This is a genomic window from Streptomyces sp. NPDC037083 (genome assembly GCF_055606485.1).
Genome location: NZ_JBVJSQ010000009.1, coordinates 1 through 17,605, shown reverse-complemented (window position 1 = coordinate 17,605; position 17,605 = coordinate 1). Strand labels below are relative to the sequence as shown.

Annotated in this window: 12 protein-coding genes and 2 pseudogenes; 7 read left to right on the top strand and 7 right to left on the bottom strand. The window is 71.8% G+C overall.

Annotated elements, in window-relative coordinates:
• The first annotated feature begins 75 nt into the window (after window positions 1-75).
• A complete protein-coding gene (locus ACZ7DE_RS23660) occupies window positions 76-630 on the top strand; it encodes a DinB family protein (protein ID WP_470764283.1) in 555 nt (184 codons plus the stop codon).
• A 160-nt stretch (window positions 631-790) separates the two neighbouring features.
• Here ACZ7DE_RS23660 and ACZ7DE_RS23655 read toward each other — a convergent pair whose 3' ends face one another.
• The gene (locus ACZ7DE_RS23655) at window positions 791-2,923 is read right to left on the bottom strand and encodes a glycoside hydrolase family 36 protein (RefSeq protein ID WP_470764281.1); all 2,133 of its coding nucleotides are present in this window, start codon (window positions 2,921-2,923) and stop codon (window positions 791-793) included.
• Between the two features lie 116 nt (window positions 2,924-3,039).
• Here ACZ7DE_RS23655 and ACZ7DE_RS23650 point away from each other — a divergent pair, with 116 nt between their 5' ends.
• Window positions 3,040-4,077, top strand: coding sequence for a LacI family DNA-binding transcriptional regulator (locus ACZ7DE_RS23650; RefSeq protein ID WP_470764279.1), 1,038 nt, complete (start codon window positions 3,040-3,042; stop codon window positions 4,075-4,077).
• A 112-nt stretch (window positions 4,078-4,189) separates the two neighbouring features.
• Window positions 4,190-6,176, top strand: a pseudogene (locus tag ACZ7DE_RS23645) (hypothetical protein).
• A 111-nt stretch (window positions 6,177-6,287) separates the two neighbouring features.
• On the opposite strand, the gene ACZ7DE_RS23640 reads toward ACZ7DE_RS23645, so the two are convergent.
• Window positions 6,288-7,688, bottom strand: coding sequence for a cytochrome P450 family protein (locus ACZ7DE_RS23640; RefSeq protein ID WP_470764277.1), 1,401 nt, complete (start codon window positions 7,686-7,688; stop codon window positions 6,288-6,290).
• Window positions 7,689-8,022: 334 nt separating this feature from the next.
• On the opposite strand from ACZ7DE_RS23640, the gene ACZ7DE_RS23635 reads away from it, so the two are divergent.
• On the top strand, window positions 8,023-8,238 hold the full coding sequence (locus ACZ7DE_RS23635; RefSeq protein ID WP_470764275.1) for a DUF4177 domain-containing protein: 216 nt from the start codon (window positions 8,023-8,025) through the stop codon (window positions 8,236-8,238).
• Between the two features lie 158 nt (window positions 8,239-8,396).
• On the opposite strand, the gene ACZ7DE_RS23630 is transcribed toward ACZ7DE_RS23635, so the two are convergent.
• Window positions 8,397-8,819, bottom strand: a complete 423-nt coding sequence (locus ACZ7DE_RS23630; protein WP_470764273.1) for a secondary thiamine-phosphate synthase enzyme YjbQ — start codon at window positions 8,817-8,819, stop codon at window positions 8,397-8,399.
• Between the two features lie 152 nt (window positions 8,820-8,971).
• Between ACZ7DE_RS23630 and ACZ7DE_RS23625 the strand changes: the two genes are divergently transcribed.
• Window positions 8,972-10,048 (top strand): NAD(P)-binding domain-containing protein, encoded by a 1,077-nt coding sequence (locus ACZ7DE_RS23625; protein ID WP_470764271.1) that lies wholly within the window; start codon window positions 8,972-8,974, stop codon window positions 10,046-10,048.
• Between the two features lie 12 nt (window positions 10,049-10,060).
• Here the strand turns inward: ACZ7DE_RS23625 and mltG are convergent, their stop codons facing one another.
• Together mltG and ACZ7DE_RS23615 are read right to left on the bottom strand one after the other, a co-directional pair.
• Entirely contained in the window at window positions 10,061-10,918 is an 858-nt protein-coding gene (gene mltG, locus ACZ7DE_RS23620; protein ID WP_470764269.1) for an endolytic transglycosylase MltG, read from the bottom strand.
• Window positions 10,919-10,971: 53 nt separating this feature from the next.
• Window positions 10,972-12,783 carry an ABC transporter ATP-binding protein gene (locus tag ACZ7DE_RS23615; RefSeq protein WP_470764267.1) on the bottom strand — a complete coding sequence of 604 codons (1,812 nt, stop codon included), beginning with the start codon at window positions 12,781-12,783 and terminating at the stop codon, window positions 10,972-10,974.
• 93 nt (window positions 12,784-12,876) lie between these two features.
• On the opposite strand from ACZ7DE_RS23615, the gene ACZ7DE_RS23610 reads away from it, so the two are divergent.
• Window positions 12,877-13,353, top strand: coding sequence for a MarR family winged helix-turn-helix transcriptional regulator (locus tag ACZ7DE_RS23610; RefSeq protein ID WP_470764265.1), 477 nt, complete (start codon window positions 12,877-12,879; stop codon window positions 13,351-13,353).
• Window positions 13,354-13,435: 82 nt separating this feature from the next.
• Here ACZ7DE_RS23610 and ACZ7DE_RS23605 read toward each other — a convergent pair whose 3' ends face one another.
• Window positions 13,436-14,956, bottom strand: coding sequence for a cation:dicarboxylate symporter family transporter (locus tag ACZ7DE_RS23605; RefSeq protein WP_470764263.1), 1,521 nt, complete (start codon window positions 14,954-14,956; stop codon window positions 13,436-13,438).
• 170 nt (window positions 14,957-15,126) lie between these two features.
• A pseudogene (locus tag ACZ7DE_RS23600) lies at window positions 15,127-15,717 on the bottom strand (peptide-N4-asparagine amidase); the annotation flags it as partial.
• A 183-nt stretch (window positions 15,718-15,900) separates the two neighbouring features.
• Between ACZ7DE_RS23600 and ACZ7DE_RS23595 the strand changes: the two are divergent.
• Window positions 15,901-17,322, top strand: a complete 1,422-nt coding sequence (locus tag ACZ7DE_RS23595) for a hypothetical protein (RefSeq protein WP_470764261.1) — start codon at window positions 15,901-15,903, stop codon at window positions 17,320-17,322.
• Window positions 17,323-17,605: the final 283 nt, after the last annotated feature.

The following is a 17,605-nucleotide window of genomic DNA, read 5'->3' as shown; positions in this document are numbered from 1 at the left end:
TAGGTCAGGATCTGACCTGGATCGGTCCTAACGTGGTGCACGACCGCGGAACAGCACTCACGGAAGAAGGCGACCATGAGCAACCCCACCCCCCTCGACGAGACCGCCGCACCGTCCGCCGTCAGCCGCGAGCGGGCCGACCTGCTGGAGGCGCTCACGAAGCAGCGGCACTTCCTGCGCTTCACCACCCGCGATCTCACCGACGAGCAGGCCGGGCAGCGCACCACGGCGAGCGAACTGTGTCTCGGCGGGCTGGTCAAGCACGTCACCTCGACGGAGCGGAACTGGGCGACCTTCATCGTCGAAGGCCCTTCCGCCATGGGCGACTTCGACAACATGACCGAGGAGGACTGGAACCGCCGGGCCGACGAGTTCCGGATGCTGCCCGGCGAGACCCTGGCGGGCGTGCTGAAGGACTACGACGAGGTGGCGAGCCGTACCGACGAACTGGTCGTCTCCCTGCCCGACCTGGACGCCGCGCACCCGCTGCCGAAGGCTCCGTGGTTCGAGCCGGGGGCGCAGTGGTCGGCCCGCCGGGTGCTGTTGCACATCGTGGCCGAGACCGCCCAGCACGCCGGTCACGCCGACATCATCCGCGAGGCCCTCGACGGTTCGAAGAGCATGGGTTGACCTCGCCGCGTCCGCGTCCTTCGAACTCAGGCGCGGCCCGGGGATCAGGTCGCGGGGGCTTTCGGGCGGGCCGATGGAGCAGCGGGCGACGGTCGGCCCCACTCCGAAGAACTCGAGGACCCCGAGGACGCCAAGGACGCCCAGGAGGACCAGGTCGCGGTCACGCCATGAGGCGGACGAGGAGCACGCCCGGCACTCGTGGGAGCGACACCCGCAGAGTCTCGCCGTCCCAGACGGCCGAACCTGCGGACGGAGCGGAGGGGTGCAGGATCTCCGCGCGCGCCTCACGTCCCGCCATGTGCCGCACGGGAAGCCGGAGTCGGGACTCGCCGCCGCGCCGCCAGACCGTGACGTACGACGTGCGGTCGTCCGGCGTCCGCATCCCCAGCGCCAGCCACTGGTCCGTCCATCCCGGCAGACCGAGCGGCCAGAAGGGCAGGGCCCCGGAGAGGTCCGCGCGGATCGTCTTGTACGTGCCCACCGCATCCTGCACGAGGCGCAGTTGACGATCCGTCATGCGGTTCAGGTGGCCCGAGAGGTGGATGCGTCCGAGCAGGGCCCCGCCGAGTGTGAAGGCGATCAGGTCGTCGTCGTACCCGGGCTGCGGGTAGGCCCAGACGGCGCCCTGCTCGGGCGGGACGGCCGTCGGCGCGGCGGCGGCGATGGGCGGACAGCGCAGGGGGTCCTGCTGGTCGCTGGTGGACTGGAGCTGGGCGACGGCCAGGGTGGCGCCGTCCATCCGCATGCCGCCCGACGCGCAGTTCTCCACGACCAGCCCGGGGTGGCGGTCCAACACCCGTGACAGCCAGTCGAGATGGGCCTGGGCGTGGCCGAGCAGCCCGGTGCCCGGCGCGATGTCACCGGGCGCGCACGTGCCCGGGTCGACCACGATGTTGTAGTCGAGCTTGAGGTAGCCCACCCCCCAGTCGCCGACGATCCGGTCCACTGTGCGGTCCAGGTGCGCGCGGGCGGCCGGGTGCCGCAGATCGAGCTGGTGGCGGCCCTGTTCGATGAGGCGCACGCCGTCGCGCCGGAAGAACGCCTCCGGCGGCAGGGCGGCCGCGACGGGACTGCGCACCCCGACGACCTCTGGCTCCAGCCACAGTCCGGGCACCATGCCCCGTTCCCGGATCCGTTCCAGGACCGCCTGGATGCCGCCGTCGGGGAAGCGCCGCTGCGAGGGCAGCCACTCGCCGACGCTGTCCCACCAGCCTTCGGCGTCGTCGTCGTACCAGCCGGAGTCGATGCAGAAGTACTCCGCCCCGGCGGTGGCCGCCGCGTCGATCAGGGGCAGCAGCTTCTCGGTCGTCGGGTCGCCCATCAGCGTGTTCATGTAGTCGTTGAAGACGACGGGAAGCGCGCTGTGGTCCGGGTGCGGGCGGCGTACGGCACGGCGGTAGGCGGTCAGCGCGCCCATCGCCTCGTCGAATCCGGCGCCGAGCACCAAGGCTCCCGGGACCGTGACGAGTTCGGCGCCCGGGAGGAGACGGACCCGCCACTGGTGTTCGGCGTCCGTGGGGCCGTTCAGCGCCAGCCAGCTGTGGTGCGCGCGTTCACCCAGGTCCCAGCGCCAGCCGGCCGGGGACTCGACCTGCCACAGCCAGGTCCGGCCGCTCCCCCTCTCGGTCAGCGCGCCCATGGGCAGGTGCCCGTCGGTGGGCCAGCTGCCGCGCCCGGCGAGGACGAGCGCGGCCCGGCTGTCGTGCTGGTGGGCGTCGGCGTTGATGTCGGCGACGGCCTCGCGCAGCGGCTCGGTGTGCCAACGGCACTCCGCGAGCCAGTCGTTGCGCGCCCGGTGCACGTCCAGCACGTCCGGCGCGGGCAGCCCGCCGAGCAGCAGACTGCTGACGGACTGGACGACGACGGGCTCGGCGCCGTCGTTGCGCAGCCGGACGCGGGAGCGCAGAACGGGCAGCCCGACGGGGGACGTCCACTCGACGAAGGCCGTCAGCCCGGTCGCGCGGTCGTGCAGTTCGACGGTCAGCCACAGGCGGTCGTCGGCCTGGCCGCTGTCGTGCGCCCGGTACAGCAGCCCGCCGCCGAGCGCCGTGCCCGCGAAGCGCGGGCCGGACCACCCACTGCCGTGCCCGACGGCGGTCAACTCGACCAGGGGGAGGGCGGATTCGGGATCGGCGGGCGGGCCGGTGTCGCCGGGGCGGTCGAGCCGGACGAGCCGCAGTGTTCCGTCGGCGACGGCGGCGAACTCGGCCTCCAGAGCGGGGTGACTCCAACTGAACCCGGTCCACGCGCGGTCGGCAGCGCTCCGCGTCGCGTCCTCCGGCGTGTCGGCCAAGGCGCTTCCCCTCCTTGCCCCGTCCCGGTGGGCGCGTGGACGGCGGTCGCGTCCGTCGCGTGAACCCCGCGCCACGGTCTCTTGACGAGCATTATGTGACCGGTCACAATCCTGCCATGCATGTGACCGGTCACACAAGGCGTCCGGCGAGCATCCGGGACGTGGCGACGGCCGCCGGGGTCTCGTACCAGACCGTCTCGCGGGTGATCAACGGCAGTCCCAGCGTCAAGCCGGCGACCCGCGAGCGGGTGCTGGCCGCCATCGACGAACTGGGCTTCCGCCGCAGCGCCACCGCGCTGGCCCTGGCCAGCGGGCGCGCCCGGGTCGTGACCGTGCTCACCGCCGACACCACGCGCTACGGCTACGCCTCCATTCTCCAGGGCATCGAGGAGGCGGCCCGCGCCGCCTCCTACACGGTCGGGATCGGCGTCCTGGTATCGGCCGAGGATTCCGCGGTGGCCGCCGCGGTCCGGCGGGCGGCCGACGCGGGCGGCGGACTGATCGTGATCGCCTACGATCCGGCCGGCGTCCGGGCCCTGAACGCGGTGCCGGCCGAACTGCCCGTCGTCGGCGTGGTCGAGACACCCGCGAGCCCACCCGCGGGCGATCGCCCCTGGGTGTGGACCGACGACCGCGAGGCCGCCTATGAGGCGACCCGCCATCTGCTCTCCCTCGGCCACGAGACCGTGCACTACGTGGCCATTCCGTCCGGCACCCGGCGCACCGGGGCCCGCACCGCCGGCTGGCGCGAGGCGCTCCGCGAGGCCGGAGCGCCTCAACCCCGTCCGATGCAGGGCGGTTGGAGCCCGGCAGACGGTCATGCGGCGGGACGCAGGCTCGCCGCGGACCCGGGCGTCACCGCGATCCTGTGCGGCAACGACGACCTCGCTCTCGGCGTGCTGCGCGCCCTTCACGAAGCGGGCCGCTGCGTCCCGGGCGAGGTCAGCGTGGCCGGCTTCGACGACGCGCCGCAATGCGCCTATCTCACCCCGTCCCTGACGACCGTGCGTCTGGACTTCACCGGCCTCGGCAGATCCGCCTTCGCCCTGCTGCACGGGGTGCTGGAGGGGTCGGCGCGCATCGCCCCGCACCCCGTCTCCGTGCCGGAGCTGGTGGTGCGGGAGAGCTCGGGGGCCGCGCCGGCCCGCCGCTGAGCGCCGGCAGGGGCCCCACGGGAGCACGGCGAGCCCGCACCACGGATCGACAACCCGTACGCGAACCGGTACGAGAACCGTCCTTGTCACCGCCGCACCTGGAGTCACCACCATGGCAGGCACTCTCCCCGCAGCAGGACCGGCGGCGGCCTCGGCCGTCGCGCAGCGCCTCACCGTCGACCTCGCCTCCTCCGAAGGCCCGGTGACGCTCGGCGCGAACGGAGCGCTGTACGGGCTCAGCGACGACGGTGTGCCCAGCGACGCCGCCCTGGAGCCGCTGAAGATCACCAGCATCTCGCAGAAGCCGGAGGGCGGCGCGCAGCACCCCAACGGGGGCGCGCTCTCGGTCTCCGGGTCGTTCTTCCGCAACGGCGGCGGCGAGATCAACGTGCTGATGCAGGACGTCTACGCCGAGTGGCCGTACGAGGACCTCGGCATCGACGACTACCTCCGCAGGGTCGACAGGATCGTCGAGGAGGTGTCGGCGGACCCGAACAGCGACCGGTTCGTCTACCTCCCCAACGGCGGCTGGTGGTTCTTCCGTTGGTACGCAGGCCTGACCGGGGACACCCTCAAGGTCACCCCGCCGCGGGCCGACGCCGTCGACACCCTCCAGGGCCTGGCGTCCCTCGACACCGCGCGCCGTCAGGCCCAGGTGCTGCTCGGCGGCTCGGACGGCGACTCGGACGTCGTCGTGCGCAATGTCTCGAGGTCCGTCTTCGGCCGCACGGTCGTCGCGACCGTCGCCGAGGCCGCCTGGTCCGGCTACGAGGGGCGGCACGCCACTCCCCCGGTCCTCGCCCGCACGAAGCTCGAGGTGGCGCAGGACGGCTCGGTGACCGTCCCGCTGCGGGGCATGCACGCGATGTCCGCGTACCGGATCGTCCTCACCCCGGGCGGCACGGGCGCTCCCGCCCCGGCCTCCGTGCCCTGGTCGGCGTCGTTCGAGGCCGAGGACGCGGCCGTCACCGGCGGCCGGGTGCGCACCCATGGGACGGTGAGCGACGCCAACGGCTACGCGGCGTCCGGCACGAAGGACGTCGGCTCCCTCAACACCCCTTCCAGCAAGGTCGACTTCACGGTGGCGGTCCCCGCGGACGGGACGTACGACCTGGCGATCCTGTACGGCAACCGGTCCGGCGCCCCCGCCACGCAGAAGCTGCTCGTCGACGGCGCCGACCCGGTCCCGGTGACCTACCCCTCCACGCAGAACTGGGCCCACCGCGCCAAGAAGGACCTCTCCGTGGAGCTGACGGCCGGTTCGCACGTGCTGACCCTCGCCAAAGGTGACGCCGAGGTCACCCTCGACCGCGTCGACCTGACCGCGCGCACCGGCGTCCCGTCCGCGTCGTACGAGGCGACGCTCGCGGACGTCACCGGCCGGCCGGCGTACGACTACTCCTCGTCGGCCGGCGTGGGCACCGGAGCCCTCGTCCTGCGCGGAGGCGACCAGGCGGTCTTCGACGTGTACGCCCCGCGCGACGGCTACTACACGGTGACGGCGCAGGCCTCGAGTGCCGTTCGACTCGCCCTGCACGGGGCGGAGGTGACGGCGACGCCGGGCAGGGCCCTGCGCCTGTACCTGGTGGCCGGCAACAACCGCGTCGCACTGACCGCCCCTGACGCGGCGGTCCGCTCCCTCGACGTCTCCGGCGCGGGCTCCACCACCGGCGTCCTGTCGTACGGGGCCGCGTCCGCGCGCCTCACGGGAGGCGCGAAGCTCGTCGGCTCAGCCCACGCGTTCGGCGGGACCCACATCGGCGAGCTCGGCAACAGCCCCTCCAGTACCGCCGAGTTCACCGTGCGCGCTCCCGGCTCCGGCCGCTACGTGCTCGTCGTCCACTACGCGCACGACGACCGCCGCGACAACGGTCATGCCTACAACACGGACATCGTGTCGCGCACGGCGGACATCACGGTCGGCGCGGCAGCGCCCCTGACGGTCGCCTTCAAGAACACCTGGAGCACGAACGACTACTGGACGCTGGGCGCCCGTCGATCTGGAGAAGGGCGCCAACCGCGTGACGTTCGGCAACGCCGACGCCTGGGCGCCGAACATCGACCGCATCGAACTGGGCCGGGTCGTCGGCGGGCCGTAGCGCGGGTCCACTGGTGCGGCCCGGCTGACGATCGCAGCCGGGTCCGACTCCTCTCCCGAGGCACGGGGGCACGCCGTACCCCGGCCGATGGCTCCGGGGTCGCGCGAGGCCTCAGCGGCCGACGCCGATCAGGCCCGTCAGGTAGCGCCACAGCGAGGAGCGCTGCCGCACGGCCGGATCCGGCAGCGCCGTCCCGGCCGGCTCCGCGGCCGGTGCGTGCGCCGACGGCGGCTCCGGCATGGGGGCGAGTTCGTACCGTACGGGCAGCGAGCGCAGCCCCCGCATGAAGGGCGAGGAACGCCACGGCAGTTGGTCGGCGGGCAGGGCCAGGTCCAAGCGGGAGAAGCGCTCGAAGAGCCGGCCGACGCCGACCGCCGCGACCGTCGACGCCAGCTCCCGCGCCGGGCACTGGCGAAGGCCCGCGCCCCACGACAGGTGCGCCCGGGTGCTGACGGTGGTGCTCGGACAGACGTTGTCGGCGAAGAGGGGGTCGGCGTGCGCCGCCGCGGCGGACACCCACACCGGATCGCCCGCCCGGATCGTGTAGTTGCCCAGCGGCGTGTCCTCGGCCGCGAACCGCGGTACGAAGTTCACCAGCGGCGGCTTCCGCATGACGACCCGGTTCATGCTCTCCCTGACCATCCCGACGGACATGCTGGCCCGCACGCCGCCCTCACCCGAGATGACCTCGACCACCGTGTTGGAGATGAGGATCCCGACGTGGTCGGAGGTCATGCCGAGGAGCATGAACAGCTCGCGGGCCAACTCGTCGAGGGAGAGCTCGGGATGGGCCGCGAGCAGGTAGGAGGGGAAGTCGTCGCCCGGCTTCTCCAGCTTCATCGCCGCCAGTTCCGCCAGGGTCGCCAGCAGCCGCTCCAGCGCGGGCTCGGCGTCCGGACCGGCGTCCAGCACCCGCCACATGTCCATCAGCGCGTCGTCGCCCTGCGAACCGGGGAAGCCGAGCAGATGGCTGGCCACCATCAGCGGCAGCGGGCGGGAGAACTGGGCGGACAGGTCCGCCAGACCCGTGCCGCCCGCCTGCCCGACGAGGCTGATCAGCTCGTCGGCGTAGGCCGTGACGGCGGCCTTCAGTCTCTTCGCCTGTGCGTGACGGGGGTCCTGGAACGGCTTGAGGGCCGCGTCCCACGCCGTCCGCAACGGCCGGTAACCGGGACCGCCCTGGATGAGCACGTGATTGACCTCGAGGGACGGCCCGAGCGGCCAGTCCGCCGGCACCCTGCCTTCCGTGCGGGCGCGCCAGTTCTCCAGGCCCTTCGGCCATCCTGCGTCGTCCTGGAGCACGTCGAGCGCCTCGCGGTAGCCCAGGACCAGCCAGGCGGGAACCCCGAGCAGGTCGACCGGCGCGACCGGGCCGTAGCGCTGGCGCAGCCTCTCGTACACGAGCGAGGGGCGTGTCTCGTAGTCCCGGGTCAGCAAGGGCTCGAGAGGCATCGTCTCCAACCGCGCGCCGTCCAGGTCCACGGATTTGCCGTCGCCCACCTGGGATTCCATCGCTCTGCCGCCCCTCCGACACTCCCCGTACCGGCGCGTCTTCAATCGGTAGCCGGAAACGGGGGGACCCTATCCCAGGGGGCCGCCCCCGGTGAACTACGGGGGCACGGCTCGAGGCGTCACGGGGCCCGGCGCGGCGAGCGCACCGCCACAAATCCACCGGTTCCCGTCCCGGTCGCCCCGCGGCGGCACCGGGGGTTCGTCCCGGTCACCGCCGCCGGCGCACATGCTCGCCGCCCGCTCCGGTCCGCCGCTCGCCGTGCGCGACCACGCCGAGCGGTGATTGGCTGTTTCCTGGTTCTGTCAGCCGGTCCATCGACGGGAAGGTCCCACCATGAGCACCCCTCACGCACTCGAGTACAAGGTCGTCACCTTTCGCGAGTCACTGATCGGAGACGCGCTGGACAGCGACAAGCTGGAGAAGGTTCTGAACAAGCACGCCGAGGACGGCTGGGCCCTCAAGGCGATCACGTCCGCCGACGTCAAGGGCCGTATCGGGCCGGGTGCGGTCGAGGGCCTGCTCCTCACTCTGGAGCGCCCGCGCCGCTGACGGCCGCTTCGTCCCGGCCGCACCGGTGTGCCCCGGCGCGCCGGCCCAGGGGTGGCGTTCGGATCGGGTCGCAGGACGGCGACGGGACCGTTCGGTTCCGGGTCCCACGTCTGCGACATGATCCGAACGACAGGCCCCGGCCCGGGACCGACGACCGGCTACCCCAGGAACGACAGCCGGACCTGACGGTCGGGGTTGTCCTTGTTGGTGTCGACCAGGCAGACCGACTGCCACGTTCCCAGTTCCAGCCTGCCGTCCACGACCGGCAGGGTGGCGTGGGGCGGGACGAAGGCCGGGAGGACGTGGTCGCGACCGTGACCGGGGCTGCCGTGGCGGTGCTGCCAGCGGTCGTCGGCGGGAAGGATCGTGTGCAGGGCGGCGAGGAGGTCGTCGTCGCTGCCGGCGCCCGTCTCGATGATCGCGATGCCGGCGGTGGCGTGCGGGACGAAGACGTTCAGCAGACCGTCGCGACCGGCGGCCACTTCACGCAGGAAGGTCTCGCAGTCACCGGTGAGGTCGACGACCCTTTCCCGGGAGCCGGAGGCGACGTGCAGAACTCGGGTGGTGAACGCATCTGACATGCCACCATCCTGACCCATGCGCCGGGTCGCCCACTCCATCGACCTACCGGAGTGCGGGACCGGGAGCCGGGTTCGCGAGACGACCGTCAGGTCCGGGACGGATGACGGCGGACCTCGGGAAGATCCACGCCTGCCGCCGCGTTGGTAGAAGCGTGAACAACTTGCGTGAGGTCGAGGTGGTCGTCATAGGCGCCGGTCAGGCGGGTCTGGCCGGCGCCTATCACCTGCGGCGCACCGGCTTCGAGCCGGAGCGCGACTTCGTGGTGCTCGACCGTGCCCCCGCTCCGGGCGGCGCCTGGCAGTTCCGCTGGCCCTCGCTGACGTACGGCAAGGTGCACGGTATGCACGCGCTGCCGGGCATGGAGCTGACGGGCGCCGACCCCGCCCGGCCGTCGTCCGAGGTGATCGCCGCGTACTTCGACGCCTACGAGCGGACCTTCGACCTGCGGGTGCGGCGGCCGGTCGAGGTGAAGGCCGTCCGGGACGGCTCCGGCGGACGCCTGCTGGTGGAGACCTCCGACGGCGACTGGTCCGCGAGAGCCCTGATCAACGCCACCGGCACCTGGAACCGGCCGTTCTGGCCGCGCTATCCCGGCCAGGAGACCTTCCGCGGACGACAGTTGCACACCGCGCAGTACCCGGGCCCCGAGGCGTTCGCCGGGCTGCGGGTGGTCGTGGTGGGCGGTGGCGCGTCCGGCACCCAGCACCTGCTGGAGATCGCTCCCTACGCGGCCGGCACCACCTGGGTGACCCGGCGGCCTCCCGTCTTCCGCGAGGGGCCCTTCGACGAGGACGCGGGGCGCGCCGCGGTCGCGCTCGTGGAGGAGCGGGTGCGGCAGGGACTGCCGCCGAAGAGCGTGGTCTCCGTGACCGGGCTGCCGCTCAACGACGCGATCCGGCAGGGGCTGGCCGACGGGGTGCTGGACCGGCTGCCCATGTTCGACCGGATCACCGTGGACGGCGTGGAGTGGAACGACGGACGGCGGGTCCGCGCCGACGTCATCCTCTGGGCGACGGGATTCCGGGCCGCCATCGACCATCTCGCGCCGCTGCGGCTGCGGGAGCCGGGCGGCGGCATCCGGGTCGAGGGCACGCGCGCGGTCGCCGATCCGCGCGTCCACCTCGTCGGCTACGGGCCCTCGGCCAGCACCGTCGGGGCGAATCGGGCCGGCCGTGCGGCCGTACGCGAGATCAGGCGGCTGCTCGCGCAGGAGCCGGTCGCCGCCTGAGGTCCCGCCGGTTCATCCAGCCGCCGCCGGCGCGGTCTTCGGGGCCTTCTTCTGGTCGCGGTTGAACTCGGCGACGTTGCGCTGGTGCTCGGCGAAACTCGCAGTGAAGCGCGTGTCGCCCGGCTTGACCGTGACGAAGTACAGCCAGTCGCCCGGCGTGGGAGCGACGACGGCGCTCATCGCCTCCTCGCCCGGGTTGTCGATCGGCGTCGGCGGCAGCCCCATGCGCTGGTAGGAGTTGTAGGGGCTCTCGATGCGGGTGTCGCTCTGCGTCGTCTTCAGCGTGGAGCGGTTCAACGCGTAGTTGATGGTGGAGTCCATCTGCAGCGGCATCCCGCGCTCCAGCCGGTTGAACACCACCCGGGCCACCTTGCCCATGTCCGCCTTGGTGGCGGCCTCGGCCTGGACGAGACTGGCGACGGTGACGGCCTGGTAGACGTTCATGGCGTTGCGCTGGGCCCCGGCCGCGACGGGCGCCGCGTTGAACTTCTTGTTCGCCGTGTCGACCATGTACGCCAGCAGCTTCTGCGGCGTCGCCTTCTCGTCCAGCGGATACGTCGCCGGGAAGAGGTAGCCCTCGGGGTTGCCCCGGGCGGCGGGGGGCAGCCTCAGACCGGCCGTGGGCATCGACTTGGCGGTGGTGCCGGCCGGCAGGGCGAGCGCCTGGTCGACGGCGTCGTAGACCTGGCCGGCGCGCCAGCCCTCGGGGATGACCAGCGTCCTGGGCTTCGGCTCCTCCCTCGGCCTGTCCAGGCTCAGCAGCGGCACCGCCACGGCGGTACCGGCCACGACGGCTCCGGTCGCGATGAGGACGAGACGGCCCCGGCGCGTCAGTCGAATCGTGCTCCGTGGCGGAGTGTTCATCTGCATGCGGGCACGGTAACCCCCATATCGTCACAAACTTGGCGCAACTTGCCATATTGTCATCTTGTCGGCTCCAGTCGGGCGTCCCGTCGCACCAGGGCCGCGTAGCGCCCGTCCTGCCGCAACAGCTCCTCGTGGGTACCCCGTTCGGCCACCGCACCGGAGTCGAGGACCACGATCTGGTCGGAGCTCCGAATGGTGGACAGCCGGTGGGCGATGGTCAGGGTGGTGCGGTTGGCCGACAGCGCGTCGATGGCGTCCTGGACGGCCTGTTCCGTGCGGGTGTCCAGCGCGCTGGTCGCCTCGTCGAGGATGAGCACCGGCGGGTCGCGCAGGATGGTGCGGGCGATGGCCAAACGCTGCTTCTCACCGCCCGAGAAGCGGTGGCCGCGCTCGCCGACGACCGTGTCGTAGCCGTCGGGCAGTCCGGCGATGTGGTCGTGGATCTGGGCTGCTCGCGCCGCCGCGTGCAGTTCCTCGTCGGTGGCGTCCGGCTTGGCGAAGCGCAGGTTGTCGGCGACCGTGGCGTGGAAGAGGTAGGTCTCCTGCGAGACGACGCCGACCGCGCGGGCGAGGGTGTCGAAGTCGAGGTCGCGCACGTCGACGCCGTCGAGGGTGACCCGGCCGCCCGTCACGTCGTACAGGCGCGGCACCAGATGGCCCAGCGTGGACTTGCCGGCGCCGGTCGGGCCGACCACGGCGAGGCTGCCGCCGGCGGGGACGGTGACGTCGATGCCGTCGAGGACGGGCCGGACGGTCTCGTCGTCGCTGTCGTAGCGGAAGACGACGTCCTCGAAGCGCACCTCGCCCTTGATCTGGTCGAGGTGGACCGGGTTCTCGCGCTCGGTGATGTCGACGGGCAGGTCGAGGTACTCGAAGATGCGCTGGAAGAGCGCGAGCGAGGCCTGGATCTGCACTCCGGTCGCCAGGAGGCTCACGGCGGGGCGGAACAGGCCCTGCTGGAGCGAGACGAAGGCGACGATCGTGCCCAGGGAGACGTCGGGGCCGCCGAACCGCAGGGTCATCCCCGCCGTCCAGTAGATGACGGCCGGCATGGCGGCCATGACGATCCCGATCACGGCCATGCGCCAGCGCCCGGCCATGTTCGACCGCACCTCGAGGTCGACGAGTTGCTCGGACTCCTCCGAGAAGGCACGCGTGAGGGAGTCGGCCCGCCCCATGGTGCGGCCGAGCAGGATGCCGCTGACCGACAGCGACTCGGTGACCGTGGCGGCCATCGCGGCCATCTGCTTCTGACGCTGGGTGGTGATCTTCTTGCGCTCGTTGCCGACGCGGCGGCTGATCCACACGAATACCGGCAGGAGCAGGAGCGAAACGACCGTCAGCCGCCAGTCGAGGACGACCATGGCGATGATCGTGGCGACCACGCTGGTGAAGTTGGAGACCAGGGAGGTGGCGGTGGAGGTGACGGTGGCCTGCATGCCGCCGATGTCGTTGGCGATGCGGGACTGCACCTCGCCGGTGCGTGTGCGCGTGAAGAAGGCCAGGGACATGCGCTGCAGACGTCCGTAGACGGCCGTCCGCAGATCGTGCATGACGCGCTGGCCGACCGTCGTGGAGATGAGCGTCTGCAGGACGCCGAAGACCCCGCCGAGCACGGCGCTGAGGATCATGCCGAGGGCGAGGAGGCTCAGCAGGCCGGTGCGCCCCTGGGGGATCGCGACGTCCAGCGTCTCCTTGAGCAGGAAGGGGGTGGCCACGGTGACCAGCGACGAGGCGGCGACCAGGAGGCCGACGACCGCGAGCCGGGCGCGGTAGGGCTTGAAGAGGGTGAGGATGCGGCGCACCTGCCGGGGCTGGTCGGTCTCGGTGCCGGGCGTGGGGGTCCATTCGATCTGGTCGCGGGGCATGGCTCCTACGGAGGGTGAGACGGTGAGGACTGATGGAGCATAGCTCATTGTTACCTATACTCACAATGAACGGCGTCCTGATATTGTTCCCCCATGACGACCCCCGATTCCGACGGTTTGCTCGCCGAGCAACTGCTGCGGCTCACGCGCCGGGTGCACCGCATCCAGAAGAGCCATCTGCAGCAGAGCGGGCTGGGCGTCACACCGGCTCAGGCCCGGCTGCTGCGCACACTGGCCCACTGTGACTCACCGCCGCGCATGGCCGACCTCGCCGCGCGGCTGGAAGTGGTGCCCCGGGCCGTGACGACCCTGGTCGACGGGCTGGAGGCGAGCGGCAAGGTGCGGCGGGCGCCCGACCCCACCAACCGGCGGGTGATCCGGATCGAGCTCACGGACAACGGCCGCAAGGCCCTGCGGGAACTGCGGGGCGCGCGCCTGTCCGCGGCCGAGGAGATCCTGGACCCGCTGACGACCCTGGAGCGCCAGGTGCTGAGCGGGCTGCTGGACGCCCTGGTGGGCGAGGCGACCGAGCGGGAGCCGACGCAGCACGACCAGGGACGGGCCTGCTGATCGACGCGCGAACGGGCCGCTGCGCCCCCCGTCGTACGAGCGGAGGGGCGGCGGCCCGTAGCGTCTTCGTCGCCGCCGTCGGTCAACCGGCCTCGGGGGCGCTCTCCTTGACGAGCCGGGGCGGGGCCCCGGCCGCGGTCCCGGCCGGCGCGCCGGAGCCCTCGAAGTTCTCCGACGGCTCTGCGCCCCCCGTCGGCGCGGCGCCCTGCGATGCCTCGGCGGCCGCGGGTTCGACGCCACGGGGCGGCTCGGCGACCGCGGGCCGCGCCAGGCCCTTCGCCCCCTCTTCGGCAACTTCCTCCGCCTCCGCGACGGCCTCCCCGTCGAGGACCCTCCTGGCCCGCTCCAGGTCGAGCGCGCCTTCCCAGCGGGAGACGGCGAAGACCGCCACACAGTTGCCGAGCAGGTTGGTGACGACGCGCATCGAGTCCATGATGCGGTCCACGCCCAGCAGCAGGGCCACAGCGCCGGCGGGGATGGCCCCGAGCGAGGAGGCGGTCGCGGACAGCGCGAGGAAGGCCGAGCCCGGGATGCCGGCCATGCCCTTGCTGGTGAGCATGAGCACCAGGACCACGGTGATCTGCTGGCTCAGGCTGAGATCGACGCCCACGGCCTGGGCGATGAACAGGGTGCCGATGGACAGGTAGAGCGACGCGCCGTCCAGGTTGAAGGAGTACCCCGTCGGCAGCACCAGGCCCACGGCGTCGTCGCGGGCGCCGGCCTTGCGCAGCTTCTGCATCACGCGCGGCATGACGGACTCGGTGGAGGCGGTGCCGAGCGCGAGCAGCATCTCCTCGCGGATGTAGCGCAGGAACTTCCACAGGCTCAGCCCGGTGACCACCCGCAGCGCGACGGCGAGGAGGGTGACGAACAGGGCCGCGGCCGCGTAGCACAGGACGATCAGCTTGCCGTAGGTCTCGATCACGCCGAGGCCGTAGTTGCCGATCAGGACGGCCATCGCGCCGAACACCGCGATCGGCGCCAGCCGCATGACGAATCCGACGATCGCGAAGATGATCTCCTGGGCCTGCTCGATGGCCGGCAGCACCTTCGGCACCCTGGTGTGACCGAGGTGCAGCAGCGCCGCCCCCACCAGACAGGCCAGGACGAGCACCTGGAGCAGGGAGTTCTCCGCGAAGGCCCCGATGAAACTGGTGGGCAGCGCGTTCACCACGAACTCGGTCGTCGAGGGCAGCGAACCGCCGCCCGTCTTCGCGTCGACCGCCGAGGCGTCCAGCGTGGACGGATCGACGTTCATCCCCGAGCCGGGCTGGACGATGTTGGCCGCCAGCAGGCCGATGAGCAGGGCGAGCGTGCTTGCGACCTCGAACCAGATCAGGGCCTTGAGCCCGATCCGGCCGAAGGCCTTCAGGTCACCGGCCTTGGCGATGCCGACGACGACCACGCAGAACACCAGGGGCGAGATGATCGTCTTGATGAGCCGGGTGAAACCGTCGCCGAGCGGCTGGAGATCCGTGGCCACGTCGGGCCACAGTTTCCCGACGACGACGCCGAGCACGAGCGCGCAGGCGACCTGCGCGAAGAGTGAGGTACGCAGTATGCGTGCGACGCGTCGCGGCAGGGACGGGGCGGACGGCTGCACGGGCACTCCTTGGGGGACGGCGACGCACAGAAGTCGAGCCGGGGACTTCTGCGATACGGAAAGCGGTTTCCGTGGCGATCACTTTGAAGGTGCCGTTGATCGCGCACAAGACCTCCGCGTTTCCGTCGCGTAAATCCCGCCATGAGTGACGCGTCGCACGCGCGCCCGGCTCAGCAGCGACTGCGGTCCTCCGTCAACGCCCCCTGGACGGTGGCCAGCGCACGGTCGTGGCAGCCGCCCGAGCCGTGCACCCGGTACCGCTCGCTCGTCGTGCCGGTGGCGTGGCGCTGGTCGCGGGGCACGCCGACGGTGTAGGCGGCGTCTCCCGTGTAGGTGTCGTCCAGGCGCGACCGGGCGAGGCGTCGGCCGTCGCGGGTCGTCACGGCGTCGGCGCGGTCGCCGAGGGTCAAGACGGTGCGCAGCCGGTCGTCCGCGCCGAGGGTGGTGACGCCGTTCATCGCGTACGTCCGGTGGATGCGCGTGGTCCGGGCCGGCCCGCGGCCGTCGACGGTGACCGACTCGTCGTCCGTCCAGGTGGCGTCGAGGCCGTCCACGGTCTCGCCATCGGTCCAGCGGTGCACGGAGGCGGTGGCCAGGGCGCGGGTCACGGTGGTCCGCACCCGGCCGTGCGAGGTGTCGAGGTAGCCGGCGACGGTCAGCCGGTGCCCGCCCTCGGTGTCGACGCGATGCTCCGTGCCGGGCGTGTGGACGGTGGAGTCGGTGAGTTCACCCGCTTCGTGCGTGACGAGTCTCCCGCCGACCACGGTTTTGCCCGGGGTCAGACGAGTGCCTGCCGTTTCTCGTCTTGCCCCGTACCTGTGGACGCTCGTTGGGTGATGTCGCAGGAGGTGGCTTGATCGCGGGGCTGGCGGAGGAAGGGCTTCGAGGTGCGTTGTTAGGGTTCGGAGCTGATCGGATCATGGCAGTCAGGAGGGCGGGGGATCATGCAAGCGCGTGCGGCGGTGGCCGGGGCACTGGTGCTGACGGTGTTGACGGGCTGTTCGGGCTCCGGGTCGGATGCCGGTTCGGCCAAGCACGGCGGTCCCGGTCCGCTGGATCGCGCGGAGCCTCTGGTGAAGCTGAGCGTGCCGGCGGCCTACGACGCGGCGAAGGGCTGGGACGAGAAGCTGGCGTGGGTGTCGCAGTCGGTGACCACGCTGCCGGTGACGAACGTTCCGGGCACGCAGACGGTCGCGGTGATGCAGGTGGCCTCCAACGGCTACACCGTCACCGCGCGGTCGGGCAGCAGCGGCAAGGTCGCCTGGAGGTCCGCGCCGTGGAACCCTCCCACACCGGTCGAGGGCGCGCAGGGCGACAGCACGTCCGGTGAGGCCGCCGAGATCCCCGATGTGATGGGCTTCGAGCAGGACGGCCGGCGCTACGTGGTCGCGTACGCGCACGGCATGCGCGGCAAGGACGACCTGCACGAGGGCGTCGAGGTGGTGCGCCTGGCCCTCTACCCGGCCGACGCCTCCGGCTCCTCGGTCAAGCCGGTCAAGGAGATCGACGTCCCCCTCTCTGCGGCCCCGGGCGAGATCCGCGTGCAGGCATCGGGCGGCCGGCTACTGGTGGCCTGGGGACAAGCTGGCGCGTTCCCCCGCTCGTCGGCCGCGGTGGACGTCATTACGGGCAAGACGACCGTGTATGAGGACGCCAACAAGCTCCTGCCGCAGTGCGAGAAGGCGGCCGCCTGCAACAGCAGCCGCGTCATGGCCGCCACCCCCGACGGTCCGCTCGTCGGCATGGGCGGCGGAGGCTTCGGCATCCCCGGGAAGTGGTTCAGCGACTCCATCCGGCCCAAGCAGGTCAACGCCACCACCGGCATCCTCGACTCGTGGAACGGCACCATCTACGCAGCCGCCCACGGGTATGTCCTGGCGGGCTGGAATACCGGCGGCAGGTACGGCCGGGAGGACAACGCCGTATGGTCCGTGCACGATCTGGCTACCGGCACGCTCACCGCCCAGGTCGTCTGCGACTACGCCATCCCCGACGAGACCAGCGCCAGCCGCGACTTCCCCGTCATCACCTCGCCCGACGGCCGCTATCTGGCCGCCGGCCCCCTCGCGTTCGACCTGAAGGCCAAGCGGGGCATCTGTCTGGAGGGCGACGGGAACCGCAAGACCATCGTCCTGGCCTCCCTCCGCGACGACGGCACCGCGTACGGCGCCGTCCGCGACGACTCGATCGGCAGCGATACCGAACCAGTCCCGGCCCAGCTCAACCTCCGCACGGTCACCGGGGACCCGAAGGTTCTCAGCGTCGGCACCGAAGTCCCCTACCTGACCACAGCAGACGGCTCCGGACTGTTCATCACCCGCAACACGGACAAGGACATCGTCGTCTCCCTGCGCCCCGGCCACTGAACAGCAGCCTGTCGGCGGCAGCCCGCGACCTGCGGCGCGGCCGGCGCGCCTGATGGCGCACCCCTGAGCACCGTCACAGCTGCCCCCAAGACCGGCCACCACACCCATGCAGGTGCGGACGCCACAGCCCCCTGAGGGCAAGGGGCACGATTATCTAGGGGTGATGGTCGCTGGCGCAGGTCATGTAGCTAGTACTCCAGCAGCGTTTCGCTATCTGGCCTGGTCAGAGGCATCGTCGGGAGTGTAGTGGGCTGATGGCATGTCAGGGGCGGTCTTGCCGGAC